The sequence below is a fragment of the Hydrogenophaga sp. IBVHS1 genome (assembly GCF_002127265.1).
Lineage (GTDB): Bacteria > Pseudomonadota > Gammaproteobacteria > Burkholderiales > Burkholderiaceae_C > Hydrogenophaga.
In genome coordinates this window covers 424,496-450,673 of record NZ_NFUU01000003.1, presented here as the reverse complement: position 1 = coordinate 450,673, position 26,178 = coordinate 424,496, and the positions used below count along the sequence as shown (strand labels likewise).

Genomic DNA, 26,178 nt, shown 5'->3' with positions numbered 1-26,178 from the left:
TGTGAGTATCGAATTTTACCGAAACTGTCGGGTTTTGCACCCCGAACGGGCTCACCCTGTCAACTCTTCGCCGCCGCCGCAATCTCGCGCTCGCGTTTGCGCGTCGCCCGCGCCACCCAGATGGCGTAGCTCACGATCACGATCGTCACCGTCACGATCAGCAGCGTGGCCGCGGCGTAGATGGTGGGGTTGATGCCGCGCCGGGCGTAGCCGAAGATCACCTGCGGCAGCGTGTTCACGCCCGGGCCGGAGAGGAATTCGGAGATCACCACGTCGTCGAACGACAGCGTGAAGGCGAGCAGAAAGGCCGCCAGCAGGGCCTGGAAGATGTTGGGCAGCGTGATGAGAAAGAACACCTGGTGCGGCCTTGCGCCGAGGTCCATGGCGGCTTCTTCAATGGAGCGGTCCATCTCCAGCAGGCGCGACTGGATCACCACCATGCCGTACGCCATGCCGAGCAGCGTGTGGCCGAGAATGATGGTGAGCATGCCGCGCTGCGGCCAGCCGAACAGGTTCTGCGCACCCACCGCCAGCAGCAGCAGCGACAGGCCGATGATCACCTCGGGCATCACCAGCGGCGCGTTCACCATGCCGCTGAAGATAGTGCGGCCCAGGAAGCGCCGGTAGCGCACCAGCACGAAGGCTGCAAAGGTGGCGAGCACGGCCGAGAGCAGGCCGGTGATGGTGGCCACCTTGAGCGAGAGCCAGAAGCCTTCGACGATCTTGGTGTCGCGCGTGAGCGCCTCGTACCAGCGCAGGGAGAAGCCGGTGAAGCGCGCGTCCTGCCGGGTGCTGTTGAACGAGAACACGATCATGAACAGCAGCGGCAGGTACAGGAAGGCGAACACCAGCGCGAGCCACGCCTTGCCGAAGTGTTTTTCCAGGAAGGGTTTCATGCCTTGCCTCCTTCTGCGCGTTCACTGGCCGAGCGGTAGTAGAACGCCAGCGGGATCACGATGATCGCGATCATCACCACGGCGAGCGCGGTGGCGCGTGGCCAGTCGTTGGCGGTGAACATCTCGTCCCACACCACGCGCCCGATCATCAGGTTCTCCGGCCCGCCCAGCAGCGAGGGAATCACGAACTCGCCCACGCAGGGGATGAACACCAGCATGAAGCCGGCGATGATGCCGGCCTTGGACAGCGGCACGGTGACCAGCCAGAACGCCTTGAACGGTGTGGTGCCCAGGTCGTAGGCGGCCTCGAGCAGGCGAAAGTCCATCTTCACCAGGTTCGCGTAAAGCGGCAGCACCATGAACGGCAGGTACACATACGTCATGCCGATCAACATGGACACATTGGTGTACAGCATGGGAATGGGCTCGTTGATCAACCCGATGGACATCATCAGCCGGTTGAGCACGCCCTGATCGGCCAGGATGCCCTTCCAGGCGTACACGCGCAGCAGGAACGAAGTCCAGAACGGCAGCATCACCATGAGCAGCAGCGCGGGGCGCACGCTGGCCGGCGAGCGGGCGATGAAGTAGGCGAACGGGTAACCGATGGCCAGGCAGAGCACCGCGGTGCACAGCGCGTAAAAGATCGATCGCACGTAGGCGTCGATGTAGAGCGTGCGGAACCAGGGTTCGCCCTCGGCCACCCGGAAGATCGCCAGGTAGTTCTCGTACTTCAGACTCAGGATGCCGGTGACCGGATCCCAGATCGGCTTGAACGGGCTGATGTCGCCGCCCATGTCCACGAAGCTGATGTAGAGCAGGATGAGAAACGGCAGGAAGAAGAACACCAGCAGCCACACATAGGGCACACCGATGACGAAGCGTTTGCCGGGGATGGGAATGGGTGCGGCCATGATCAATCCCTCAGCACCACGCCAGCGCTGTCGCTCCACCAGAAGAACACGTTGTCTTCCCAGGTGATGTCGGACAGGTCGTGACGCGAGGTGTTGGCTTCGGTGATCTTCACCTTGGAGCCGTCGCTGGCCACCACGATGTAGGTGTTGTACGAGCCGAAGTACGCGATTTCCTTGACCTTGCCGGTGAACACGTTCGGGCCGGCATCGGCGGGTGGCCGCTGTTTGCTGATCTCCAGCTTCTCGGGCCGCACGGCAATCGCCACCGGCATGTTCAGCGTGCCGCTCACGCCATGGCCCACGTGGATCTCGCCGATGGGCGTGGATGCCGCGCAGCGGTCGGCTTCGTCCACGCTCAACTTGCCCTCGAACAGGTTGACGTTGCCGATGAAGTCGGCGACGAAGCGGTTGGTGGGGTGCTCGTAGATTTCCTCCGGCGTGCCCACCTGCAGCACGCGGCCCTTGCTCATGATGGCGATGCGGCTGGCCATCGTCATGGCCTCTTCCTGATCGTGCGTCACCATCACCACCGTCACGCCCACCTTCTCGATGATGTTCACCAGCTCGAATTGCGTTTGCTCGCGCAGCTTCTTGTCGAGCGCGCCCAGCGGTTCGTCGAGCAGCAACATCTTGGGTCGCTTGGCCAGGCTGCGCGCCAGCGCCACGCGCTGCTGCTGCCCACCCGAGAGCTGGTGGGGCTTGCGCTGGGCGTACGGCGTAAGCTGCACGAGGCCGAGCATTTCATCCGTGCGCTGCTGGACTTCGGCTTTCGGAAGGCCTTCGCGCTTGAGCCCGAAGGCCACGTTCTCCCAGATGTTGAGGTGCGGGAACAGCGCGTACGACTGGAACATCATGTTCACTGGCCGCTCGTAGGGCGGCATGGCCGCCACGTCCTGCCCGCCGAGCAGGATGCGGCCCGATGTGGGCTTCTCGAAGCCCGCCAGCATGCGCAGCAGGGTCGATTTGCCGCAGCCCGAACTGCCCAGCAAGGCAAAGATCTCGCCCTTGCCGATGGAGAGCGACACCTCGTCCACCGCCACCGCCTCATCGAACCGTTTGACCAGTTTTTCGGTCACCAGGAAACCCGATGTATCTGCCATCTTGAAGTCCGTTTCTCTTGCTTCACCTGCCCAATGAAAAGGGCTGTTCGACCCGGAGGAAGAACAGCCCTTGGTGCGCCCGATCGGTATCGGATGCGTTGCTTACTTGCCGCGCTTGAACGCGTTGTAGGTCTCGTTGAGCACGCCCGAGGCCTCGTTGGAGAAGCCGCCGGTGGGGATCAGGCGAGCGGTGTCTTCCGGGCTCAGGAAGATGGTCTTGTTGCCCTTGACTTCGTCCTTGATGTCGGCGAGCGCTGCCTTGTTGCCGGTGGGGTAGTTCAGCTCGTTGGCCATGGCCGCGCCGTTGGCCGCGCGAAGGTAGAAGTCCATGAACAGGTGCGCGTTGTTCGGGTGCTTGGCATCCTTGGGGATTGCCATGGTGTCGATGAACACCAGGCCACCGCCGGTGGGCAGCAGCGGGATGATCTCGTCCTTGCCGCCGGTTTCCTTCACGCGGTCGCCAGCGATGTTGATGTCGCCCGACCAGCCGATGAACGCGCAGGCCTTGCCACCAGCGATGTCGTCGATCATGGTGCTGGAGAACAGGCGCACGTCCTTGCGCACCTTCTTCAGCATTTCACCGGCGAGCTTGAAGTCTTCCGGGTTCTCGCTGTAGGGCGGCTTGCCCACGTAGTGCAGCGCCACCGGCAGGATTTCGCTGGGCGAATCGAGGTAGGCGATGCCGCACGAACGCAGCTTGCTGGAGTACTCAGGCTTGAACACGAGGTCCCAGGCGTTTTCAGGCATGGGCATGCCACCCAGCGCCTTTTCAACCTTCTGCTTGTTGATGCCCACGGTGGTGAAGCCCCAGGCCCAAGGCACCAGGTGCTTGTTCTCCGGGTCCACGCCAGCGATCTTGGCCATGAAGTCGGTGTCGAGGTTGGCGTAGTTCGGGATCTTGCTCTTGTCGATCGGCTGGTAGAGCCCGCCATCAATCTGCTTCTTGGCGAAGCCGGCGGTGGGGATCACGATGTCGTAGCCCGAGTTGCCGGCCACCAGCTTGGCGTGCAGCGCTTCGTTGTTCTCGAAGGTGTCGTAGTTCACCTTGATGCCGTATTCCTTCTCGAAGTCGGCGACCAGGGTCTCGGTGATGTAGTCGGGCCAGTTGTAGACGTTCAGGACTTTTTCATCGTCCATCACCGGGCCGGGAGGCGGCGCGGGAGCGGCCGGGGCTGCGGCCACCGGCGCTGGCGCGGCGGGTGCGGAAGCCGGCTCTTCTTTCTTTCCGCAAGCGGCCAGCAGGACGGCTGACATCGCGAGAACCAAGACGTGCTTTTTCATGGTGTTGCTCACTCCAAGGAAGTTAATGACCGTTTGAACTCAACCGGGTGGGGCTGAAAACGCATGCGCAAGACTAGCAATTTTCAGACCCAATGCGGGCACGCGCGGACGAAAAAGCGACCGGCGGAGCGCTGCAGCGGCCATTCTATTCAAGCCAGCTGGCCTGCTGCGCGCAATTCCTCCAGGGTGGCGTCCAGGCAGCGCCGGATCAGTTCCATCATCTCGTCGATCTGAGCCCGGGTCATCACCAGCGGCGGCGCAATGATCATGCGGTCGCCCACGGCGCGCATGATCAGGCCGTTCTTGAAACAGTGGGCGCGGCACTTCATGCCCACGCCCAGTGCCTCGTCGAACATCTCGCGCCTGGCCTTGTTCTTCACCAGCACCAGGCCGGCCACGAAGCCGCAGGTCTCGGCCGCGCCCACGAGCGGGTGGGCGGCCAGCTCGGTGAAACGCTCGGCGAGGTACGGGCCGGTGTCGTCCTTCACGCGGCCCACCAGGTTCTCCCGCTCCATGAGTTCGATGTTGGCCAGCGCCACCGCGCAGGCCACCGGGTGGCCGCTGTAGGTGTAGCCGTGGTTGAACTCGCCGCCCTTCTCCACCAGCACCTTCGCCACGCGGTCGCCCACCATCACGCCGCCCAGGGGGATGTAGCCGCTGGTCACGCCTTTGGCGAAGGTCACCAGATCGGGCCGCATGCCGAACTTCTCGTAGGCGAACCAGTGGCCCAGCCGGCCGAAGGCGCAGATGACTTCGTCCGAAATCAGCAGGATGCCGTGCTTGTCCACGATGCGCTGGATCTCGGGCCAGTAGGTCTCGGGCGGAATGATCACGCCACCCGCGCCCTGCACAGGCTCGGCAATGAAAGCGGCCACCCGCCCGGCGCCCACCGCGAGGATTTTTTCTTCCAGCCAGCGCGCAGCGCGCACGCCGAACGCCGCTGGGGTTTCGCCCGGCTGCGCGTGTTCGTAGTAGTAGGGCTGCTCGATGTGCGTGATGTCGGGAATCGGCAGGTCGCCCTGCGCGTGCATGCCGCTCATGCCACCCAGCGAGGCGCCGGCCATGGTGCTGCCGTGGTAGGCGTTGTTCCGGCTGATGATCACCTTGCGCTGCGGCTGGCCCAAGAGGTCCCAGTAGCGGCGCACCATGCGCACGTTGGTGTCGTTGCTCTCGCTGCCGCTGGAGCTGAAGAACACGTGCTCGAACTTTCTGCCGCCGACCTTCGGCGCGATCTGCGCGAGCTTGGCGGCCAGCTGAACCGCCGGCACGTTGGTGGTCTGGAAGAAGCTGTTGTAGAACGGCAGCGTCATCATCTGCTGGTAGGCGGCGTCGGCCAGCTCCTTGCGCCCGTAGCCCGCGTTCACGCACCACAGACCGCTCATGCCGTCCAGGATCTGCTTGCCTTCCGAATCCCACACATAGATGTTGTCGGCCCGTGTGATCACGCGAGCCCCGCGCGTCGCCAGGTCGCCGTGGTCGGTGAACGGGTGCAGGTAGTGCGCGCTGTCGAGCGCCTGGATGGCCTTGGTGTCGTGCTGCTCGGCGCGGCGCACCAGAGCGGGGGGAGCGATGAGGGTGGAGGTGTTCATGGCGTGCGTACTTGAATGGCGTGTTCAGACATGCAGAAGGAGGTGCTCGCGTTCCCAGGGCGAGATCACCTTCATGAACTCGTCGAACTCCAGCTCCTTGATCTCGGTGTAGATGGTGATGAACTCCTTGCCCAGCACCTCGTGCAGGTCGGGTTCGCGGCGCAGCCAGTCGAGCGCCTCGCCCAGGCTGCGCGGCAGCGAGTACGGCGCCAGGTAGGCATCGCCCTTCATCTCGGGCTTGGGCTTGATCTTGTTCTTCAGGCCCAGGTAGCCGCAGGCCAGCGTCATGGCCATGGCCACGTAGGGGTTGGCGTCGGCGCCGATCACGCGGTTCTCCACCCGACGCGCAGCAGGGCTGGAGATCGGCGAGCGAATGCCCACCGTGCGGTTGTCATGGCCCCATTCGATGTTGATGGGCGCGGCGGTGTGGCGCGAAAGGCGGCGGTAGCTGTTCACGTACGGCGCCACCAGCACCATGGCCGCCGGAATGTAGCGCTGCATGCCGCCGATGTAGTGGTAGAACGATTCGGACGGCGTGCCGTCTTCGTTGCTGAAGATGTTCTTGCCGGTGGCCTTGTCCAGGATGCTCTGGTGCACGTGCATGGCCGAGCCCGGCTCGCCCGCAATGGGCTTGGCCATGAAGGTGGCGTACATGTCGTGCCGCAGCGCGGCTTCGCGCACCGTGCGCTTGAAGAAGAACACCTCGTCGGCCAGGCCCAGCGGGTGGGCGTGGAAGAAGTTGATTTCCATCTGCCCCGCGCCCACCTCGTGGATCAGCGTGTCCACGTTGAGCTGCATCTTGTCGCAGTAGTCGTAGATCTCCTCGAACAGCGGGTCGAACTCGTTCACCGCGTCGATGCTGTAGGCCTGGCGCGAGGTCTCGGCGCGGCCGCTGCGGCCGATGGGCGGCTTCAGCAGTGTGTTCGGGTCGGTGTTGCGCGCCGTCAGGTAGAACTCCAGCTCGGGTGCCACCACGGGATCGAGGCCCTCGGCATCAAACAGCTCGCACACATGGCGCAGCACGCTGCGCGGCGCAAAGGGCACCAGCTTGCCTGAGTGGTCGAAGCAGTCGTGGATCACCTGCGCCGTGGGGTCGGTGGCCCAGGGCACGATGCGCACCGTGGTCGGGTCCGGGCGCAGCTGCATGTCGCGGTCGGTCGGCTCGATCACGTCGTAGTACGGCCCGCTCTCGGGAAACTCGCCCGTCACGCCCATGGCCACAATCGCCTGCGGCAGGCGCATCCCCCGGTCCTCGGTGAACTTCTCGCGCGGCAGGATCTTGCCGCGCGCCACGCCGGTCAGGTCGGGCACCAGGCACTCGACCTCGGTCACCCGGTGCTGGTTGAGCCAGTTCTCCAGGTCGTTGAAGTTCATCGTCTTCTTGGGGGGGGCTGTCATGTGCCGTCTCCGGTGTGGGTAGGGGGGTGGATGTCAGGGCTGCACAACGCTGCGGGCGAGGTCGGCCGCCTGCAGGCGCTGGCTGGTGCGCTGGCGGCAGGCGCGCCCGAAGGCTTCAAAAATCGCGGCATAAAACGGCGTTTCCCAGCAGCGCCATTCGGGATGGAACTGCACCGCGTAGGCAAACGTGCGCGCGCCGCGCACGCCAAAGGCCTCCACCACGCCATCGGGCGCGTGTGCCAGCGCCTCCAGCCCGGGCGCCAGCCGGTTGATGCCCTGGCCGTGCAGCGAATTCACCTCGGCCTCGGGGCCACCGGCCCATTCCTCGAACACGCTGCCCGGCACCAGCCGGATGCTGTGGCGCGGCGCGTACTGCTCGTCGGGCGGCGCGGTCTTGGGCTCGCGGTGGTCCATCAGGCCGGGCACATCGTGCACCCGCTGGTGCAGCGTGCCGCCTAGCGCCACGTTGATTTCCTGGAACCCGCGGCAGATGCCCAGCAAGGGGATGCCTTCGTGCACGCAGGCCTTCACGAGGGCGAGCGTCAGCAGATCGCGGTCGGCATCCAGCGGCAGGCTGGGATCGGCCACGTCTTCATCGAAATGGGAGGGATGCACGTTGGAAGGCGAGCCGGTCAGCATCACCCCGTCGACCAGCGCGAGCAGCTCGCTGATCTGGCCCGTGTCGGCCAGCGGGAACATCACGGGCTGGGCCTGGGCCCCCACCTTCACCGCGCGGGCGTATTTGTCACCCAGCAGCAAAAAGGGCATCTGATGCCCGTGATCGCCCATCAGGCGGTGATCCGCAGGCAGCCAGACCATGCAAGGCGGCGGCTTGTTCATGAATGACTCCAGACAATGGCCTTCATTGTGGAGGGCCAATTGGATCACAATGAGAGCCAATTCGACCCACCATCTGGTGCCACTTCCCCATGCTCTCCGAATTTCTCCTGGCCGAAATGAGCCGACTCGGCGCACAGGGAGCCCTGCCCCTGCACCGGCAGCTCTACGAGGCGCTCCGCCGCGCCATGCTCGACGGCAAGCTCGGCGCGGGGGAGCGCCTGCCTTCCAGCCGGGACCTCTCGCAAGATCTCGACCTTTCCCGCAACACCGTGGTGGCCGCCATCAACCAGCTCAGCGTGGAGGGCTACCTCGCCAGCCGCGTAGGCAGCGGCACCTATGTCAACGACAACGTGCCACGCGCCACGCCGGGACGCACGGCCCGCAGCAGCGGTGGCCAGGCAGCCAGCCCGCAGGCCCGGCGCCTGTCAACGCGCGGCCAGGCGCTGGCCACCACCTACTGCGCCACCGAACTGGAGGTGCAGCCCTTCACACCCGGCATCGCCGACTTCAGCGCCTTCCCGGTCACGCTCTGGCAGCGCCTGCAGAACAAGCATTGGCGCATGACCTACCCGGACATGCTCGACTACAACGACTCCGGCGGCTACGCACCTCTGCGCCGGGCCGTGGCCGACTATTTGCGCGTGTTTCGCAGCGTGCACCTGGAGGCCGACCAGGTCGTCATCACCACCGGCACCCAGCAGTCGCTCGAGCTCTGCGCCCGCCTGCTGGCCGATCACGGCGACACCGTGTGGGTGGAAGACCCGGCCTACTGGGGTGCGGTCAAAGCCTTCATGGCCACCGGCCTGTCGCTGCACCCGGTGGCGGTGGACGAGCAGGGCATCAACCCGAGCACGGCCGACAACGCGAAGCCGCCGCGCCTGATCTATGTGACGCCATCGCACCAGTACCCCACCGGCGCCGTGATGTCGCTGCCCCGGCGCCACCAGCTGCTGGCCACCGCCCGCGCGCACGACGCCTGGGTGCTCGAAGACGACTACGACAGCGAGTACCGCTTCAGCGGCCCGCCGATCTCCAGCCTCGAAGGCCTCGATACAGATGGCCGCGTGTTCTACATGGGCACCTTCTCCAAGGTGCTCTACCCGGGGCTGAAGATCGGCTACCTCGTGGTGCCCAAGCCACTCGTGGCCGCGTTCAAGCAGGCCCACTACGACCTGAACCGCCCGGGCCAGATGCCGGTGCAGGCCGCGCTCGCCGAGTTCATCGAGATGGGCCACTTCGCCAGTGCACTGCGCCGCGCACGCCAGAACTACGGCGAGCGCCGCCAGTGCCTGCTGGAAGCGCTCAAACCCGTGCTGCGCGACACCCCCGAAGGCCCCAGCATCAGCGGCGCGGAACAGGGCCTGCACCTGTGTCTGCGCCTGCCGCCCGACGTGAACGACCACGCGCTGGCGCAGCGCCTCGCGCAGCAAGGCCTCACGGTGCGGCCGCTGTCGGCCTACTGCCTTGCGCGCAGTGACTTGAGCGGTCTGGTGATCGGCTACGGGTACGCGCCGCTGGCGGATATCGAGCGCTGCGGGCCCTTGATTGCGGCGGCTGTGCGGCAAGCGCTGGGCGTCAGCTGAAGTTCACGAACTCGCGCGACCGACCGAGGTCTTGGTGCCGGTTGTTGCGAAGGCAGGTAGACCGCTTCCTGGTCAGGTGTGTAGCTCGCAAGCGCTGAACACTGCTTGGCAAGACGTTGCGGTTTTGACCTCGGCTAGGATGTGGCAGATCGGCCAGAAGCAGACGTTCGGCACTGCTTGAACGCCAAAAGGTGTCATCTTGAAGATGCTTACCTGCCCAGTTTGTGGTGCCCGTTCTCTTCGAGCCTATTTTCAATCGGCCTTGAGTTGTGGGCACTGCGACATCCGATTGATGAGCGACATCAAATGTGTGAGTTTCGTGGAGACTTTGGTCCTGACGATTCCTTTGTACCTATGCGCCTGGACAATTGCCAACCTCTTCCAAGACAAGAATTACGCGATGACGTACGCCTTACTCGCGCTATTGCTTCCTGCAGCTGCAGTGCACTGGCTTGTCGTGTCGCACTTCGTCAAACTGAAAATAGGTGCGTGCCAGGCCTCAAACGAGATCTAGGCCGCCAGAAGAAGAGTTCGTCAGTCCTTAGGTGCTAGCGCTGGTGGACGGACGTCTCCTCCGGACCCAAAGCTGACCTAAGGTGTGCAAGTCAAGTGCACGTGAGTGTCAGGAACTTGTATTGTTCCGGCTCCAGTCGCCTCAGTTTCATGATCGCCTCAGGAAGGTCGACATGAGCCACCTCTAGCCCTGGCACAGCGCTCCAAGTGGACTTTTTTGGATCGCCGTAGCCAACTACGCAACCGGAGTTTAAGAGCGCCCGAATCATGCGCTCCACCTGCATCAACCGATCACGCTCAGGCAAGTTCTTAGGACCGCCAAAATCTCCAGCTTCAATGTTGAAGAGAAATACCAGATCCCGCTTCGACTCAGCAAGCAACTCCGCTAGCCATTCGCTTTCAAGTTGAGATAGTTGGTTGCGTATTTGCATTTGCCCAATGTCCGCTTCTGGCCGATCTGCGACATCCTAGCCGAAGCAATATCACACCCGCAGTGCGGCGGCAGCACTGATCACCGCTACCCAAGCATCTAGAACCATCCGTGTTCTACAAATTCGAGATTGACTTTCGGATGTGTATTCCCACGCCGTTGACCGCCCTACAGCACGTCCCGCATCCGGTGCCACAGCATCCCCAGCGCCAGGCTGGGTGTGCGCAGCAGCGGGCCGCCGGGAAAGCGGCGGTGCTTCAGGCGGGCGTACACATCGAAACGTCCGGCCTGCCCGGCCACGGCTTCGGCGACCAGCTGCCCGGCCAGGCCGGTGAGCGCCACACCATGGCCGCTGAAGCCTTGCAGGTAATAGAGGTTGTCGCCCAGCCGGCCGAAGTCGGGTGCGCGGTTCATGCTGATGTCGACGAACCCCCCCCACACGTATTCGGTGGGCACTTCGCGCAGCGCGGGAAACACCTCGCCCATGCGCTGGCGCATCACGGCTTCCAGGTTGGCTGGCGTGCGGGTGGTGTAGCTCACGCGCCCGCCGAAGAGCATGCGGTGATCGGCGCTGAACCGGAAGTAGTCGAGCACGAAGTTGTTGTCGCACACCGCTGCGTTGCGCGGGATCAGGCGCGCGCAGAGTTCGGGATCGAGCGGTGCGGTGGCCACGATGTAGGTGCCCACCGGCATGATGCGCGGCGCCACCTCGGGCGCCACGCGCGGACCGTATTCGGGCAGCATGCAGTTGCCGGCCAGCACACCAAAGCGCGCTTTCACCTGGCCTTGGGGCGTGTTGGCCACGAACGTGGCGCCACGTTGCAGACCGGTCACCGGTGAGTGCTCGAAGATGCGCACGCCCGCTGCCTGCGCGGCACGCGCCAGCCCCAGCGCGTACTTGAGCGGGTGCAGGTGGCCGGATCGCTGCTCGCGCGCGGCGGCCACGTAGCGCGGGCTGTTGATCAGGCGCGGCAAGTCCGCGCCCTCGGCCCAGTCCACTGCAATGCCGCGCCGCTTCAGGCCTTCCATTTCCTCGTGCAACTGGAGCGCCTTGCGCGCCGAGTCGGCCACGTACACATAGCCGTTGACGCGATCGCAGTCGATACCGTGTTCGGCGATGCGTGCGTCGATCAGGTCGATCGCTTCGAGCGACATGTCCCAGGCGCGCTGCGCATCGGCCGCGCCGAGCTGTTGCTCGAACGGAGTCTGTCCGCTGGCGTAACCCACGATGGCCTGGCCGCCATTGCGTCCGCTGGCCCCGCTGCCGATGCGGTCGGCCTCCAGCACGACCACCGAGAGACCGCGCCGGGCCAGTTCCAGTGCCGCGCTCAGGCCGGCAAAGCCCGCGCCAATCACCACTGCATCGGCGTCCAGCGTTTCCTGCAGCGGCGGCTGCGTCTCCGGCCGTTGCACGCTGGCCTCGTAGTAGCTCTTCTGGTTGAGCTGCGTGTCTGAACCCACCAGCGAAGTCGCGAACACGTTCAAGCCCCTTGGAGGCGCTTAGCCACCTGGCCGCTCAGGTAGGTCCACACGAAAGTGGCCGCGGCATTGGTGGTGAGCTCGGCATGGTCGTAGGCCGGCGCCACTTCAACGCAATCCATGCCGATCCAGTTCAGGCCGGCGAGGTCTTCGAGGAAGGTCAGCACCTGCGAACTCGTCATGCCGCCTGGCTCGGGTGTGCCGGTGCCGGGAGCGAACGCCGGGTCCAGGCAGTCGATGTCGAGCGTGAGGTAACACGGGCGCTCACCGATGCGGGTGCGGATGGAATCGATGGCCGACCGCAGACCCTCGCCATCGAGCCCGCGCAGCGCGCGCGCTGTGAAGATCTGCCCGCCCTGATCGGCCACGTACTCGCGCGCGGCACGGTCTCCACTGGAGCGGATGCCGATCTGCACCGTGTGCGCCGCGCTCACCAGGCCTTCCTGCAAGGCTTCATGCGTCCAGGTGCCGTGGCCGGAGGGTTCACCGAAATGGTCGCTCCAGGTGTCGCAATGCGCGTCGAAATGCACCAGCGCCAGGGGCTGGCCACCGTGCCGCGCCTTCGCCGCGCGCAGCAACGAAAGCGTGACGGAATGGTCTCCACCCAGAAACACGCAATGGTGCTTCGCCATCAGCGCGGTGGCCTGCGCCTCGATGTGCCGCCGTACCTCCGGCAACGGCGAGGCGTTGGGCAGGCGCATGTCCAGCGCGTCGCCCAGGTGCGCGAGCGGCGACACGTCGAACACCGGGTGAATGCCGTCGCACAGCATGAGGCTGGCCGCGCGTATGGCCTGCGGGCCGAAGCGCGCGCCAGGCCGGTTCGTCACCACGCCGTCGTAAGGCACCCCGGCGATGGCGAAGGGCTGGTCTGCCAACGGCGCGCAACCGAGGAAGCGGTTGCTGTTGCTGGCGTAGGCGAACTGACCCAGGGCCATGGTGGGGTGTCCTTGGTTGAGAGCAAATCTGTGTACGGACGATACCGCCCCGGCATGCCGCACATGAGTCCATTTGCCCGGCACAGGCGGCATCCACCCCTGCGGCACAGGAAATTCGTGACACCAGTACGATCAGCGCAGATGCCGAATCCTGCGCATCGACCTGAGGAAAAACCACCATGAAGCTCTATTACTCCCCGGGCGCCTGCTCGCTCTCACCGCACATCGCTCTGCACGAAGCCGGCCTGGCCTTCGAGGCCGTGCCTGCGCCCACCAAAACGCACCAGCTGCCCGACGGCACCGACTACTACACCATCAACCCACTGGGTTACGTGCCGCTGCTCGAGCTCGACAATGGCGAGCGCCTGCGCGAAGGCCCGGCCATCGTGCAGTACATCGCCGACCAGGTGCCGCAGAAAAATCTGGCGCCAGCCAACGGCACCATGGCGCGCTACCGCCTGCAGGAATGGCTGACCTTCATCGGCACCGAAATCCACAAAGGTTTTTCGCCGCTGTTCAATCCCGCCACGCCGGAAGAGTTCAAGACCGCCACCAAGACCAAACTGTCGCAGCGCCTTGCCTGGGTCGACAGCCAGCTGGCGGGCAAGCAGTACCTCATGGGCGAGAACTTCACGGTGGCCGATGGCTACCTGTTCACCGTGACCAACTGGGCGCCGCGCGTGGGGGTGGACATCACCGGCCTGGCGAACCTGGTGGCTTATCGCGAACGCGTGGGGGCACGCCCCGCCGTTCAAGCGGCCATGAAAGCCGAAGGACTTCTGAAGTAAAGCCTCAGAGTGCGCGCTGGCGCGAAGCCAGCGCAGCACCCACCCACAGCGCGCCGGCCGAAAACAGCAGGCCGCGCGCCAGGCCCCCAGGGCCGTCGGAGATGAAGCCCACCACGGTGGGTCCCACGATCTGCCCAGCGGCAAACACGATGGTGAAGGCGCTGATGCCGGCTGCCCATTGCGCAGGCGGCAGGTTGTGGCGCACCAGTGCGGTGGTGGAAGCCACCACCGAAAGAAACACACCGCCGAACAGCAGGCCAGAGGCCATCACCAGTGGCCACACGGCGGTGAGCGCGGGCACGATGGCCGCCACGCCCAGCAGGGCATTGAGCAGCGCCAGCGGCACTCCGCCTCGGTGGCGGTCCAGCAGGCCGGCCCAGATGCGCGACGAGGCCAGCACCGCCACACCCAGCAACGTGTAGAACAGCGTGATCTGCGTGGCACTGCTGCCCTGCTCGCGCAGCAACGCGATCACGAAGGTCATGTAGCCGATGTAGCCGACGCCGAAGCCGGCGTAGCCAGCGAGCGCAAAGGCAAAGTCGCGCGTCCGGTACACGCGTGTGCCCTGGTTCAGCGCATGGCTGGGCGGCGCGGGGTGCCGAGCCAGCACCCGCGCGGGCCAGGCCATGAGCGCGGTGGCCAGAAGGCAGACCAGCGCGAGCATCCACCACGCCCAGGCCCATGCATGCGGCTGCTGCGCCGCTGCCGCCAGCACCGGTGGCACACCCAGCGCCGAGATCACAATGCCCAGACCCGTGCCGCCGTAGTAAATCCCCAGCAGAAAACCGCTGCGCCGGGGCTGGTGCGAGCCCAGTCGTGCCGCCAGCAAGCCCCCGGCGATGAACACCAGCGCGCTCGCCACGCCCGCCAGCAACCGCTGGGCCAGCAGCGGCGCCGCGGCAGAAAAGAAACCACTCAGCGCCATGAAGAGCGACGCCAGCAACGAGCCCACGAGCAGCAGCCGCGTGGGTGGCACACGCCGCATCAGCCAGGGCGTGGCGAGCGCGCCGATCAGGTAGCCCAGCGCGTTGAAGGTGTTCATTGCGCCGGCCAGCGTGTAGCTCCAGCCCAGGTCTTCCCGCATCGGCGGCAGCAGCAGCCCATAGGCAAAACGGGTGATGCCCAGCGACACCGCCGCGCCCAAAGAAAGCGCCAGCGCCAGCCACACGTACGGCGTGGTGTCGACGGTTTCGTCTATCGGTGCGGATGAGGTGGCGCGGACCATGGCCCGGCCATTGTGTGCGAAGCCGGGTCAGAGCTCCCCGAGGCCCACCGGCGCGGGTGCTTGCATCACGATCCGGGTGAACAGACGGTCGAACTGCGGGTCGCGCGGCGTGCGGCTGTTCAAGGGGTCGCGGTTTGTCGCGAACGCCACATTCAGTGCGTGCCAGTCGCCCTCGTCGAGCGACTGCTCCGCGGCGGGCAGCACCACCGATTCTTCCAGCCGCATGTGCTCGAGATAAAAAGCAACGTACCGCTTCGCTTCTGCCTCAAAAGCCGGGCGGCGCGTTTCACCCAGGTATTCCCAGGCCATCAAGAGGTGCATGAGTTCGCGCACCTGCGCCTCCCCCGCCATGTGATCGCTTTCGAGCTGCTCGATCGTGGCCATCACCTGCGGCGCCGCGCGCGCCACGCGCGGGAAAAGCAGATTGGATTCCTTCGGGTGGTGCAGCTTTTCGGGAAATTCATCGATGTAGAACAACATCGCCCGCAGCACGTCGAAAAACAGCTCATGCTGATCTCTGCCCTGTGGCTCAGGGCCGCGCTGGATCATCTGCAACAGCGATTGCAGCATGGCGGCCAGACTGGCATGTTCATCGCGAATGACGCGCAGGGCTTCTCGGTTCATGGGCTGTCTCCTCGGAGCCTGAAGCATCCGGCAAGACAGCGACCGCTGCATTGATGTGGGTCAAGAAATTCAACGCGATGGCGGCTTCCAGCGTTTGAGCAGCAGCGCATTGCTCACCACACTCACCGAGCTCAGTGCCATGGCCGCGCCCGCCACCACCGGGCTCAGAAAGCCCAGAGCAGCCAGCGGAATACCAGCCACGTTGTAGGCAAATGCCCAGAACAGGTTCTGCCGGATCTTGCTCACGGTGCGGCGAGAAATTTCGAGCGCAGCGGCCACCAGCAGCGGGTCGCCACGCATGAGCGTGATGCCCGCCGCGTGCATGGCGACATCGGAGCCACCACCTTGCGTGTGGCTCATGGCCATCCCCACATCGGCAGCGGCCAGCGCGGGCGCGTCGTTCACGCCATCGCCCACCATCGCAACCGTGTGCAGGGCTTCACCGGCGCCCGAAGTTTTGAGTTTTCTAACCATCGCGGCCTTGTCGCCCGGCAACACTTCGGCGATCACCTCGCCTTCGCTGGCGCGCAATCCAAGGCGCGCAGCCATCGCGAACGCAGCACCCCGGTTGTCGCCCGAAATCATGTAAAGACGCATGCCCTTGCTGCGCAAATCCGCAATCGCCTGCGCCGCGCCGGCCTTGGGTTCGTCGCCAAACGCCAGCAGCGCCAGCGGTGTCCAGGTGGCTGCCGATGCGGCATCACCAGGCGACTGGCTGGCCAGCACCGACACCGTGGCACCTTGCGACTGCAGCACCCGTGCGCGTTCCTCGAGTGGCCCCAGGGAAGCGCCCAGTTCTTCCATCCAGCGCAGGCTGCCGAGCGCCAGCCAGGTGCCGTTCACACGGCCCTCGCTGCCTCGGCCGGACACAGCCTGCACATCGCTGGCGGCGTCCGGCTGGATCACGATCGAGCGCGCCAGAGCCGCTTCCACCACGGCGCGGGCCAGCGGATGGGCGCTCTGCGCCTGCAGCGCCGCGGCGGTCTGCAACACGGCGATCTCGTCCACCCCCGGCACCGCTTCGATCACGAGCAAGCGCGGGTGGCCTTCGGTGAGGGTGCCGGTCTTGTCGAAGGCCACGGTGTCCACCTGGTGCGCGATCTCGAGCGCCTGAGCGTCCTTGATGAGGATGCCGTGCTGGGCTGCCACACCGGTGCCAGCCATGATGGCCGTGGGCGTGGCGAGCCCCAGGGCGCAGGGGCACGCAATCACCAGCACCGCCACCGCGTGCAGCAGGGCTTCTTCCAGCGGCGCTCCGGTCCACAGCCAGGCCACCAGCGTCACGAGCGCAATCACCAGCACCACCGGCACGAACACCGCGGCCACCTGATCCACCATGCGCTGCACCGGTGCTTTGGTGGCCTGCGCGTCCTGCACCAGACCAATGATTCGCGAGAGCACGCTCTGTGCGCCGATCGCACGCACCTTCACGTCCACCGCTCCTTCGCCATTGAGCGAGCCACCCGTCACCGCATCGCCCACGTCCTTGGGCACCGGCATCGCTTCACCGGTCAACATGGATTCATCGGCCTGCGTGCGACCCTGCACCAACTCGCCATCGGCGGCAAAACGTTCGCCTGGCAGCACGCGCACCACATCGCCAGGCAACAACTCATCCACTGCCACATCGGTCAACTCGGTTCGGCGCACACCATCGGGAAGAAGATGCGCACGTTCAGGACGCAACGCCTGCAATGCCCGGATGGCTTCGGTGGTCTGGCGCTTGGCGCGCAGTTCCAGCCACTTGCCCAGCAACACCAGCGTGATCACCACCGCGGAAGCTTCGTAATAGAGGTGCACCATCTCGCCAGGCTCCGCGCGCCACCACAGCCAGGTCGAGAGCGCCCACCCCGCCGTGGTGCCGATGGAAACCAGCAATTCCATGTTGCCGGTGAACGCCTTGAGCGCGTGCCAGCCTGCGCGGTAGAAGCGCGCGCCCAGCACGAACTGCACCGGTGTGGCCAGCAGGAACTGCATCCAGGCGGGCAACATCCAGTGGCGGTCGAAAAGATCGCCCACCATGGGAACCACCAGCGGTGCCGACAACAGCATGCCGATCAAGACCGGCAGGAAACTCTGCGGCACACCGAACAGGCGCGGCTCGATCACATCGTTCAGGGCGTCCTGCGCGCGGGGTTCGTAGCCCGCATCGCGCACCGCCCTCTTGATGCGCGCCAACCCCTCCGCTTCGTCGCCCGCTGTGAGCGTCACACGTGCCGACTCAGTGGCCAGGTTCACCGAGGCGTCGATCACGCCTGGCTGTTTGGTGAGTGCTTTCTCCACACGCGTCACACACGAAGCACAGGTCATTCCACCAATGCTCAGGTCAATCTGGATGCGTGGCGCCTGAGAGAGCAGGTCGCCAGGTCGGGTTGAAGCAACGATCGTATTCATGAAGGCAGCATAAGCTTTACCACCATGGCAAGGTCAAGCGGCGCGTTGTTGCCAACTGTGACGGGATTGTGGAGTTGAAATGCCTTGACCTTGACACCATGTCAAGGATAAGAATGCAGCCATGTTCCATCCCTCCCCACCAAAGGAATCACCATGAACCAGATATTCAACGTCAAGGGCATGACCTGTGGCCACTGCGAGAAAGCGGTGACCAGTGCCATCCGCCAGCTCGATCCCCAGGCGCAGGTGCGAATCGACCGGGCAAGCAACCGGGTGGAAGTGGACACCACGCAAGCGAGAGAAGCGCTGGCCGAGGCGATCCGCGAGGAAGGCTACCAGGTCGAGGCCTGATTGCCATGCCGACCCGGACCCTTCCCATCCAGGAAATGCAGGGCAATCACTGGCCGGTGAGCATCGGCAAGGCAGCGCAACTCAGCGGCATCTCGCCCAAGATGTTGCGCCACTACGAAAGCCTCGGCCTGCTGGCCGCTGTGCCCAGGACCGACAGCAACTACCGCCAGTACAGCGAGGCCGATGTCCACACCCTGCGCTTCATCCGGCGTTCGCGCGACATGGGCTTTGGCCTCGAAGCCATCACCGAACTCGTGAGCCTGTGGCACAACCGCAGGCGCAGCAGCGAAAGTGTGAAGCGAGTGGCCCAGAAGCACGTGGATGAGCTTCACCAGCGCATCGAAGCCCTGCAATCAATGCAACGCACGCTGAGCCACCTGCTGGCGCTCTGTCCTGGCGATGACCGACCGCACTGCCCGATCCTGGACGACCTGAGCCACCCCGGCAGCGAGCCCGACACCGAGACAAAAAGCGGCACAAAACTTTACACACCGGCCACATCGGCCGCACCGCGGGGAAACACGCGAACCCGACACTGAAGCCATTCCACACACCGACTTCCCGGCAATGTGGTGTTTCTTCCCCAATGTCTCAAGGAGACCTTCATGAAACTGCTTCCAAAACGCTCCCTGATCGCCGCCATGCTGGCCACGGCCTTTGTCGGCATCTCCGCCACCGCCATCGCACAGGGCATGGCCCAGGCTCCTGCCAGCCCGCCCGTCGCGCAATCTGCCACCCCCCAGGCCTCACCGCAGGCCGAAGCACAGAAGCACACCCAGCGCCACGCCGAGCGCATGGAACGCATGCAGAAAAAAATGGCCGACCGCCAGGCGCAGCTCAAGTCCGAACTCAAGCTCACCTCAGAGCAGGAACCGGCCTGGAACGCTTTTGTGGCACGCACCCAGCCGCAAGGCCGACCGGCAGCCCATGCGCCTCGTGAAGACTGGTCCAAGCTGACCACACCACAACGCCTGGACAAGATGCAGGCCATGAAAGCCGAACGCGATGCACGCATGTCTCAGCGCACCGAAGCCATCAAGAGCTTCTACGCGGTTCTCAACGTCGATCAGAAAAAGGTCTTCGACGACAAGTACGCCATGGGCCTGCAGCGTGGCGGCATGCACCACAAAGGTCATCACGGTGGACACCCTCATCACAAGGATGGAATGAAGGGCTGATCTCCGGATTTCGCTGTCTGTCTTCTTCTTATAGATCTTTAAATACAAGATAGCAGTAGTAGTAGAGGGCGCTGTTCTTTGTGGACAAGCGCCCTTTCTCTTTGTCCATCAAGGACTTGTGTTCCCGAAAACCCTGTGTGAAGAGGCCTGTTGTCGAATGCCTCTGAAAGGGACAAGTTGGCCGGACGGTGTTTTGCTGTGGACAACAGGGCACTTGTTCAAAAGTTACACACAGCTTTGTCAGCCACACATGGAAACATGCGCTGACACCTGCGCACGGTCGCTGGCAAAAATCATGGTGAGCGGCTGCTAAGATGCGCCGCTTCATGGCCGGTCATGCCCACAAGGCATTCCTGCGGCGGGCCTGTTTCTGGATCCATCTTTGCCCATGTCTGTTGCCCTCGCAGGAAACACACCCGCCACCTTCGAAATCAAGAGCGCCCAGTTGCCCCTCGTGGCGCTCATGCTCAAGTCCTCCGATCTTCAGCGCCTGAGCGAGGAACTTGCCCAGCGGTTTGGCGACGTACCGGATTTCTTCGACCACGATCCGCTGGTCATCGATCTGCATCCCTTGAACGTGGCCGAGGCCAATGCCTTGCCGGACTTCGGTGCACTGCAGACGCTGCTGCGGCAGTACCGTCTGCTGCCTCTGGCCGTGCGTGGTGGCACCATCGAACAGACCCACCTGGCCATGGCCGCTGGTCTTACACCCACGCCCGATGCTTCCGTGCACCGTGCCCCCCTGGCTGTCACCCCCACCGAGATCGAAGCAGTTCAAACCGAGCCCGTCCAGGCACCCCCGCCTGCCCAGGGTGCGCTGGTGATCGACAAGCCGCTTCGATCGGGGCAGCAGGTGTATGCCAGGGGCCGCGATCTGGTGGTCATGGCCATGGTCAATCCAGGTGCAGAAGTCATTGCCGACGGACACATTCATGTGTATGCGCCCTTGCGTGGCAAGGCCATTGCCGGCGCCAGGGGCAACAACGAAGCGCGCATCTTCACGCTGGGCATGGCGCCCGAGCTGGTTTCCATTGCCGGTATCTACCGCACCAGCGAAATTCCCTGGCCCAGCACGCTGCTGGGCAAACCCGCGCAGGTGCGCCTGGTGCCGGGGCCCGAGGGCGACCGGCTGGTGGTCGATGCCATCGGCGCCTGACTCCCCTTTTTTCGAATCAGAAAGATTTCTCACCATGAGCAAGATCGTTGTTGTCACATCTGGCAAAGGCGGGGTGGGCAAAACCACCACCAGCGCCAGCTTCGCCACCGGCCTCGCCCTGCGCGGACACAAGACCGCCGTCATCGATTTCGACGTCGGTTTGCGCAACCTCGACCTCATCATGGGTTGCGAGCGGCGCGTGGTCTATGACCTGATCAACGTGATTCAGGGAGAAGCCAACCTGAACCAGGCGCTGATCAAGGACAAACAGTGCGAGAACCTGTTTGTGCTGGCCGCGAGCCAGACGCGCGACAAGGACGCCCTCAGCCAGCAAGGCGTGCACAAGGTCCTGACCGACCTGACCGCCATGGGTTTCGAGTACATCGTGTGCGATTCGCCCGCCGGCATCGAGACCGGTGCGCTCATGGCCATGCACTACGCCGACGAAGCGCTCATCGTCACCAACCCGGAGGTGTCCAGCGTGCGCGATTCAGACCGCATTCTGGGCATGCTCGGGAGCAAGACGCAACGCGCCATCGATGGCAAAGACCCGATCAAGGAACATTTGCTCATCACGCGCTACAACCCCTCGCGTGTGGCCGATGGCCAGATGCTCTCGTTGCAGGACATCCAGGACATCCTGCGCATCAAGTTGATCGGCGTGATCCCGGAGAGTGAGAACGTGCTGACCGCGTCCAACCAGGGCACGCCAGCCATCCACCTCAAGGGCACCGATGTGGCAGAAGCCTACAGCGATGTGATCGACCGCTTCCTGGGCGCGGACAAACCGCTGCGCTTCATCGAGGCGGAAAAGACGGGCTTCTTCAAGCGCCTGTTCGGAGGAAAGTAAGGCATGTCATTGCTCTCCTTTCTGCTCGGCGAGAAGAAAAAGACCGCCAGCGTTGCCAAAGAACGGCTGCAGATCATCCTGGCGCACGAGCGCAGCGGACGCAGTGCCTCCGAACCCGACTACCTGCCCGCGCTGCAACGCGAACTGGTGGCGGTGATCAGCAAGTACATCAAGATCAATCCGGACGACATCAAGGTCCAGCTCGACCGCCAGGACAACCTGGATGTGCTGGAGGTGAAAATCGAGCTGCCCGACCGCAAATAGGCCCCCGCAGGGGCAGTTCAGCAAGAATTCCCCCGACGTGCTACATTACGCGGTCGCCCAGAGCGATCAGCCGCGTCTGTTCCACCCGCAACAGACGCAACCGCCCCCGGCAGAGGGGCCGCTGGTCCAGCCCCTTCCGGGCGCCGCGCCACACCGCTTTCTCACAGCACCGTGGCCCTTTTCCTCCCTGCTGTTGCCGATGCCCCTGCCGTGGCTCGTGCGCCGAACAAAGTCTGTCGCGTTGCTGCGCCAGGCGATTGGCCGGACCAACCAGTGGGGCACGCCGGCGCCAGGGGCTGCCAACTGTGTTCCTATTGTTTTCGGGCCTTTCCTTTGCTGCGGCGAAAACGCTGCGGCTCCGGCCCCCTGATGTTTTTGATGAATCACTCGACACTTATTACAACGACCGCGAGACCGTCTCTTCTCACCCTGGGCAAGTACCGCATTGCGGCTTCCCCGCGCCTGTTGCCTGGCGGCCTGTTCGCCGCCCAGGTCTCGATTGCCAGCGGCCAGGGCAGCGCCTGCACCGCCCGCGTGATCCGCTACGACAGCGCTTTTTCCACGCACGAGGCCGCCACCGACTACGCCATCGCGCAGGGCATCGACTGGGTGCACGACACCACCCGCCACACCGCACGCCCGAACTGACCGATACACTTCACGCAAAGGAACACACCATGGCCAAGGAAGAACTGATCGACATGATGGGCATCGTCAACGAGGTGCTGCCCGACACCCGCTTTCGCGTCACGCTGGACAACGGTCACCAGCTGATCGCCTATTCGGCGGGCAAGATGAAGAAGAACCACATCCGCATCCTGGCGGGTGACCGGGTTTCTCTCGAACTCTCGCCTTACGACCTGACCAAGGGTCGCATCAACTTCCGCCACATCGAAGGCCGCGGCCCGATGGTGCCGCGCAAGCCGCGCTGAGCGTTCAGTAGAACAAGGCTTCCAGGTCGACGCTGCTGCGTCGACCCACGTCGGCCTGGTGCGCCGACAGCCACGCACCGGCCCGTTCGCGGCCGAGTGTGAACAGCATCTCGAAAAAGCGCATGTTCGCCGCGACCTTGCTCTCGGCGCTCAGTTCGCGCAGCACCTCGCTCGCCTCGATGACGTGAAACTGCGTGCCGGCCAGTCGCCGGTCCAGGTCGCCACGCCGCCACCACGGCGTGCGGCCGGCGCGCTCCCGCAGGTGCGCAAACATGCGCATCTCGCGCAGAAATGTGGCGTTGAACGCCAGCTCCATCATCCGGTTCTTGATGTCGGCGGCCGACTGCGGCGTGGCGCTGTGCTTCAGCGGCGCCAGCATCACCAGCAGGATGTCTCGAGAGCGGCATTCGTGGAACAGCGGAAACACCGCCGGGTTGGCCGCATAGCCCCCGTCCCAATAGGGCTCGCCATCGATCACCACACTGCGGTGCATGGTGGGCAGGCAGGCCGAGGCCAGCACCGCGTCGGCCGAGAGTTCGGATGAGCGGAACAGGCGCAGCTTGCCGGTGTTGGCGTTGGTCGTGGCGACGAACAACCTGACCGGGCTCTGCGCCCGCAGGCGCTCGAAATCAATCTGGGCCGAGAGGATCTTGCGCAGCGGGTTCAGGTCGAAGGGATTGAGTTGCTCGGGCGAGAAGTAGTGCGTCCACTGCAGCATGAGGCGCATGGCGGGCGCGAGAACCATGTCTTTGCCGTCGGCGGTGGGCACTGCCACTTCAAACGGTGCGCTGGCTGCCACCGCGGTCCAGAAACGGCGCAAGGCCGTCCGTGCAGCTTCGGTTCCACCGTCCATCAATCCCTGTGCCAGCACCACCGCGTTCATCGCTCCCGCGCTGGTGCCACTGACGCCGTCAAAACGCAGGTGACCGTCTTCCAGCAGGGCGTCAAGCACGCCCCAGGTAAAAGCGCCGTGCGCGCCGCCTCCCTGCAGTGCGAGGTTGACGGTGGGTGCACCGCGCCAGCCGAGGGCCACGGGGATTACCTGTGCGCTCGGCGCGCGCGCACCGCTGCAGCCAGGCCTTCGAGCACCGGCACGGTCTGTTCAAACGAGATGCAGGCGTCGGTGACGCTCACGCCCGGCTGCAGCGGCTGGCCGGGCACGATGTCCTGGCGTCCTTCGGACAAGTGGCTTTCGATCATCACGCCCATGATGCGCCCATCGCCCGCCGCCACCTGTGCAGCCACATCGGCCGCCACCTCGATCTGGCGCTGGTGCTGCTTGCTGCTGTTGGCGTGCGAGACGTCCACCATGACCTGTTCGCGCAGGCCGGCCTTTTTCAGGAGGGCGCAGGCTGCTGCGACATCGGCGGCGCTGTAGTTGGGTTGCGCGCCACCGCGCAGGATCACGTGGCAGTCGTCGTTGCCGCGTGTCTCAAAAATAGCCGCCTGCCCCATTTTGGTCATGCCCATGAAGGCGTGCTCGGCGCGCGCGGCCTGGATCGCATCAGAGGCAACCTTCACGCCGCCGTCGGTCCCGTTCTTGAAGCCCACCGGGCAGCTCAGGCCGCTGGCCAGCTGGCGGTGGCTCTGGCTCTCGGTGGTGCGCGCACCGATGGCGCCCCAGCTCACGAGGTCGCTGATGAACTGAGGGCTGAGCAGGTCCAGGAATTCGGTGCCCACCGGGAGGCCCAGTGCCAGCACATCGAGCAGCAGCGCGCGCGCCAGCTCCAGCCCTTCGTTGATGGCAAAGCTGCCATCGAGATGCGGGTCGTTGATGTAGCCCTTCCAGCCCACGGTGGTTCGTGGCTTCTCGAAGTACACGCGCATGACCACCACCAGGTCGCTGGCGAGCGCATCGGCGCGCGCCTTGAGCAGGCGTGCGTAGTCCATGGCCTGTCCATGGTCGTGGATGGAGCAGGGGCCGACCACCACCACCAGGCGGTCGTCCCGCCCGTGCAGAACGTGTGAAATGTCGGCCCGGCTGCGCTCCACCAAAGCTTGCGCCGCGTCTGGCGCTGGCTGCCATTCCTGCAACAGCGCGGGGGTGATCAGCGGTCGAACGGCACCAATGCGCAGGTCGTCGATGCGGGTGGAGTCGTGCGTGGACAACGGGGTGTGGGGTGTGTGAGTTTTCATGCTGGCTGCTGTGCGTTTTCGGCCACTGGCGTGGTGTTTAGGCGGGGAATCTGTCGAAATGTCACACGAATGCCTCGTCTGAAGCCTTCCGGATTCAAGTTACGGCTGGGTACGACCGAAACTGACTGTGACACACACGGGCGGCGGTTCCGCCCGACGCGAGGACTCCATGAAGACTTTGTATTGCATCTGCTCGCTGGCCAGTGCCTGCATGATGGCCCTGGCACCTGGATGGGTGAGCGCGGCCACGAACGATACGCCCAAGGTGGCCGAGTCCGGTGACACCAGCAAGTCGCAGATCTGGGTCAACCTTGGTGGCTTCTCCCGCCATTTCGCCAGCGACAAGGGCTACAACGAAAACAACCTGGGGCTGGGTCTTGAATACCGCACCAGTCCTGAAATCGCCTACATGGCCGGTGCGTACTACAACAGCGTCTACAAGACCACGTCGTACGCGGCCGTGAACTGGCAACCCTGGCAGCTGGGGCCGGTGAAGCTGGGCGCTGCGCTGGGCGTGATGAATGGTTACCCCTCACTGGCCAACGGTGGCAGCTTCTTTGCCGCCCTGCCGCTGGCCACTGTTGAAGGTCGACACTTCGGCATCAACGTCGGTGTGATCCCTTCGATGGGCAAGGTCGATGGCGCCGTGATCATCCAGTTCAAGCTGCGACTGAACTGAGCACACCCACTGCGCGCGCCTGCATGAACTTGGGCAGGGCTGCGCGCGCGCACCGTTGCAAGGCCATCAGGAACTCGTGATCGGGCTGGCTCACGCCATGGCGCGTGCGCAGGTCGTGCTGAATGCGCCCGAGCAATTCGGCCGCCATCTCGGCATCGGCCAGTGCCCGGTGCGCCTGACCCGTGCGCGGCAACTGGAAGTGGTCCACCAGGGTGCCCAGCCGGTGGCTCGGTGCCTCGGGGTACAGGCGCCGCGAGAGCAGCACCGTGCAGGCAAAGGCGTGGGGCGCAGCCTCACCGGCCAGCGCCAGCTCCGCGCTCCAGAAGCGGCGATCGAACGAGGCGTTGTGCGCCACCATGGGCAGCCCGCCGACGAAACGCGCGGCTTCACGCATCACGGTATCGGATGAAGGCGCGCCGGCCACCATGGCGTTGGTGATGCCCGTGAGCTGGGTGATGAAAGACGGTATGCGCACGCCGGCGTTCATGAGGCTCTGGTAGCGGTCGACCACACGCCCTTCCTCCATGATCACCACTGCCACCTCGGTGGCGCGGTCACCCGCTGAGGGTGAAATGCCGGTGGTTTCGAAGTCGATGACGGCGATGCGGGTCATGGCATGGTGGTTCGTGTCGGAATGGCGGAA

At 64.5% G+C, this 26,178-nt stretch carries 27 protein-coding genes; 11 read left to right on the top strand and 16 right to left on the bottom strand.

Translation table 11 applies throughout. The features are described 5' to 3' along the window. Window positions 1-59: 59 nt before the first annotated feature. From CAP37_RS20000 to CAP37_RS19970, 7 genes are all read right to left on the bottom strand, one after another. Entirely contained in the window at window positions 60-896 is an 837-nt protein-coding gene (locus CAP37_RS20000; RefSeq protein WP_086126373.1) for an ABC transporter permease, read from the bottom strand. Next, entirely contained in the window at window positions 893-1,810 is a 918-nt protein-coding gene (locus CAP37_RS19995) for an ABC transporter permease (RefSeq protein ID WP_086126371.1), read from the bottom strand. The genes CAP37_RS20000 and CAP37_RS19995 overlap by 4 nt, the downstream gene beginning before the upstream one ends. Before the next feature lie 2 nt (window positions 1,811-1,812). Beyond that, window positions 1,813-2,910, bottom strand: coding sequence for an ABC transporter ATP-binding protein (locus CAP37_RS19990; protein WP_086126369.1), 1,098 nt, complete (start codon window positions 2,908-2,910; stop codon window positions 1,813-1,815). A 102-nt stretch (window positions 2,911-3,012) separates the two neighbouring features. Then, window positions 3,013-4,191, bottom strand: coding sequence for an extracellular solute-binding protein (locus CAP37_RS19985; protein WP_086127153.1), 1,179 nt, complete (start codon window positions 4,189-4,191; stop codon window positions 3,013-3,015). A 149-nt stretch (window positions 4,192-4,340) separates the two neighbouring features. Then, complete coding sequence (locus tag CAP37_RS19980; protein WP_086126367.1) at window positions 4,341-5,780, bottom strand: aspartate aminotransferase family protein; 1,440 nt, start codon at window positions 5,778-5,780, stop codon at window positions 4,341-4,343. Between the two features lie 24 nt (window positions 5,781-5,804). Beyond that, entirely contained in the window at window positions 5,805-7,178 is a 1,374-nt protein-coding gene (locus tag CAP37_RS19975) for a glutamine synthetase family protein (RefSeq protein ID WP_086126365.1), read from the bottom strand. A gap of 33 nt (window positions 7,179-7,211) precedes the next feature. Then, on the bottom strand, window positions 7,212-8,018 hold the full coding sequence (locus CAP37_RS19970) for a gamma-glutamyl-gamma-aminobutyrate hydrolase family protein (RefSeq protein ID WP_086126363.1): 807 nt from the start codon (window positions 8,016-8,018) through the stop codon (window positions 7,212-7,214). Between the two features lie 89 nt (window positions 8,019-8,107). Here CAP37_RS19970 and CAP37_RS19965 point away from each other — a divergent pair, with 89 nt between their 5' ends. Next, entirely contained in the window at window positions 8,108-9,601 is a 1,494-nt protein-coding gene (locus tag CAP37_RS19965) for a PLP-dependent aminotransferase family protein (RefSeq protein ID WP_086126360.1), read from the top strand. A gap of 605 nt (window positions 9,602-10,206) precedes the next feature. On the opposite strand, the gene CAP37_RS19955 is transcribed toward CAP37_RS19965, so the two are convergent. The 3 genes from CAP37_RS19955 to speB all read right to left on the bottom strand — a co-directional run bounded on the left by CAP37_RS19955 (window position 10,207) and on the right by speB (window position 12,958). Further along, on the bottom strand, window positions 10,207-10,545 hold the full coding sequence (locus tag CAP37_RS19955) for a hypothetical protein (protein WP_086126354.1): 339 nt from the start codon (window positions 10,543-10,545) through the stop codon (window positions 10,207-10,209). 167 nt (window positions 10,546-10,712) lie between these two features. Beyond that, window positions 10,713-12,023, bottom strand: coding sequence for an FAD-binding oxidoreductase (locus CAP37_RS19950; protein ID WP_086127150.1), 1,311 nt, complete (start codon window positions 12,021-12,023; stop codon window positions 10,713-10,715). 2 nt (window positions 12,024-12,025) lie between these two features. Next, window positions 12,026-12,958 (bottom strand): agmatinase, encoded by a 933-nt coding sequence (speB, locus tag CAP37_RS19945; RefSeq protein WP_086126351.1) that lies wholly within the window; start codon window positions 12,956-12,958, stop codon window positions 12,026-12,028. 179 nt (window positions 12,959-13,137) lie between these two features. On the opposite strand from speB, the gene gstA reads away from it, so the two are divergent. Continuing rightward, on the top strand, window positions 13,138-13,746 hold the full coding sequence (gstA, locus tag CAP37_RS19940; protein ID WP_086126349.1) for a glutathione transferase GstA: 609 nt from the start codon (window positions 13,138-13,140) through the stop codon (window positions 13,744-13,746). Window positions 13,747-13,750: 4 nt separating this feature from the next. Here gstA and CAP37_RS19935 read toward each other — a convergent pair whose 3' ends face one another. The 3 genes from CAP37_RS19935 to CAP37_RS19925 form a co-directional block, all read right to left on the bottom strand. Further along, window positions 13,751-14,971 (bottom strand): YbfB/YjiJ family MFS transporter, encoded by a 1,221-nt coding sequence (locus tag CAP37_RS19935; RefSeq protein ID WP_086126346.1) that lies wholly within the window; start codon window positions 14,969-14,971, stop codon window positions 13,751-13,753. Window positions 14,972-14,998: 27 nt separating this feature from the next. Then, window positions 14,999-15,595 carry a hemerythrin domain-containing protein gene (locus CAP37_RS19930; protein ID WP_086126343.1) on the bottom strand — a complete coding sequence of 199 codons (597 nt, stop codon included), beginning with the start codon at window positions 15,593-15,595 and terminating at the stop codon, window positions 14,999-15,001. A 69-nt stretch (window positions 15,596-15,664) separates the two neighbouring features. Further along, complete coding sequence (locus CAP37_RS19925) at window positions 15,665-17,989, bottom strand: cation-translocating P-type ATPase (protein ID WP_086126340.1); 2,325 nt, start codon at window positions 17,987-17,989, stop codon at window positions 15,665-15,667. A gap of 153 nt (window positions 17,990-18,142) precedes the next feature. Here CAP37_RS19925 and CAP37_RS19920 point away from each other — a divergent pair, with 153 nt between their 5' ends. The 8 genes from CAP37_RS19920 (at window position 18,143) to infA (ending at window position 22,720) form a co-directional block, all read left to right on the top strand. Next, complete coding sequence (locus tag CAP37_RS19920) at window positions 18,143-18,340, top strand: heavy-metal-associated domain-containing protein (protein ID WP_086126337.1); 198 nt, start codon at window positions 18,143-18,145, stop codon at window positions 18,338-18,340. Between the two features lie 5 nt (window positions 18,341-18,345). Continuing rightward, complete coding sequence (cueR, locus tag CAP37_RS19915) at window positions 18,346-18,879, top strand: Cu(I)-responsive transcriptional regulator (RefSeq protein WP_086126334.1); 534 nt, start codon at window positions 18,346-18,348, stop codon at window positions 18,877-18,879. Between the two features lie 66 nt (window positions 18,880-18,945). Next, complete coding sequence (locus tag CAP37_RS19910) at window positions 18,946-19,518, top strand: Spy/CpxP family protein refolding chaperone (protein WP_086126331.1); 573 nt, start codon at window positions 18,946-18,948, stop codon at window positions 19,516-19,518. Window positions 19,519-19,906: 388 nt separating this feature from the next. Beyond that, window positions 19,907-20,674 (top strand): septum site-determining protein MinC, encoded by a 768-nt coding sequence (gene minC, locus CAP37_RS19905; RefSeq protein WP_086126328.1) that lies wholly within the window; start codon window positions 19,907-19,909, stop codon window positions 20,672-20,674. Between the two features lie 34 nt (window positions 20,675-20,708). Next, the gene (gene minD / locus CAP37_RS19900) at window positions 20,709-21,524 is read left to right on the top strand and encodes a septum site-determining protein MinD (protein WP_086126325.1); all 816 of its coding nucleotides are present in this window, start codon (window positions 20,709-20,711) and stop codon (window positions 21,522-21,524) included. Between the two features lie 3 nt (window positions 21,525-21,527). Further along, the gene (gene minE, locus CAP37_RS19895) at window positions 21,528-21,788 is read left to right on the top strand and encodes a cell division topological specificity factor MinE (RefSeq protein ID WP_086126322.1); all 261 of its coding nucleotides are present in this window, start codon (window positions 21,528-21,530) and stop codon (window positions 21,786-21,788) included. Window positions 21,789-22,166: 378 nt separating this feature from the next. Further along, the gene (locus tag CAP37_RS19890; protein WP_256927066.1) at window positions 22,167-22,436 is read left to right on the top strand and encodes a hypothetical protein; all 270 of its coding nucleotides are present in this window, start codon (window positions 22,167-22,169) and stop codon (window positions 22,434-22,436) included. A gap of 29 nt (window positions 22,437-22,465) precedes the next feature. Next, on the top strand, window positions 22,466-22,720 hold the full coding sequence (gene infA / locus CAP37_RS19885) for a translation initiation factor IF-1 (RefSeq protein WP_056265133.1): 255 nt from the start codon (window positions 22,466-22,468) through the stop codon (window positions 22,718-22,720). Between the two features lie 4 nt (window positions 22,721-22,724). Here the strand turns inward: infA and CAP37_RS19880 are convergent, their stop codons facing one another. After that, complete coding sequence (locus CAP37_RS19880; RefSeq protein WP_086126317.1) at window positions 22,725-23,753, bottom strand: patatin-like phospholipase family protein; 1,029 nt, start codon at window positions 23,751-23,753, stop codon at window positions 22,725-22,727. A gap of 5 nt (window positions 23,754-23,758) precedes the next feature. After that, complete coding sequence (locus CAP37_RS19875; protein WP_086126315.1) at window positions 23,759-24,856, bottom strand: 3-deoxy-7-phosphoheptulonate synthase; 1,098 nt, start codon at window positions 24,854-24,856, stop codon at window positions 23,759-23,761. A gap of 169 nt (window positions 24,857-25,025) precedes the next feature. Between CAP37_RS19875 and CAP37_RS19870 the strand changes: the two genes are divergently transcribed. Then, window positions 25,026-25,535: a hypothetical protein gene (locus tag CAP37_RS19870; protein ID WP_086126312.1), complete on the top strand. Its 510-nt coding sequence runs from the start codon at window positions 25,026-25,028 to the stop codon at window positions 25,533-25,535. On the opposite strand, the gene CAP37_RS19865 is transcribed toward CAP37_RS19870, so the two are convergent. After that, complete coding sequence (locus CAP37_RS19865) at window positions 25,516-26,148, bottom strand: PolC-type DNA polymerase III (RefSeq protein ID WP_086126309.1); 633 nt, start codon at window positions 26,146-26,148, stop codon at window positions 25,516-25,518. The two genes, CAP37_RS19870 and CAP37_RS19865, sit on opposite strands and share 20 nt — an antisense overlap. Window positions 26,149-26,178: the final 30 nt, after the last annotated feature.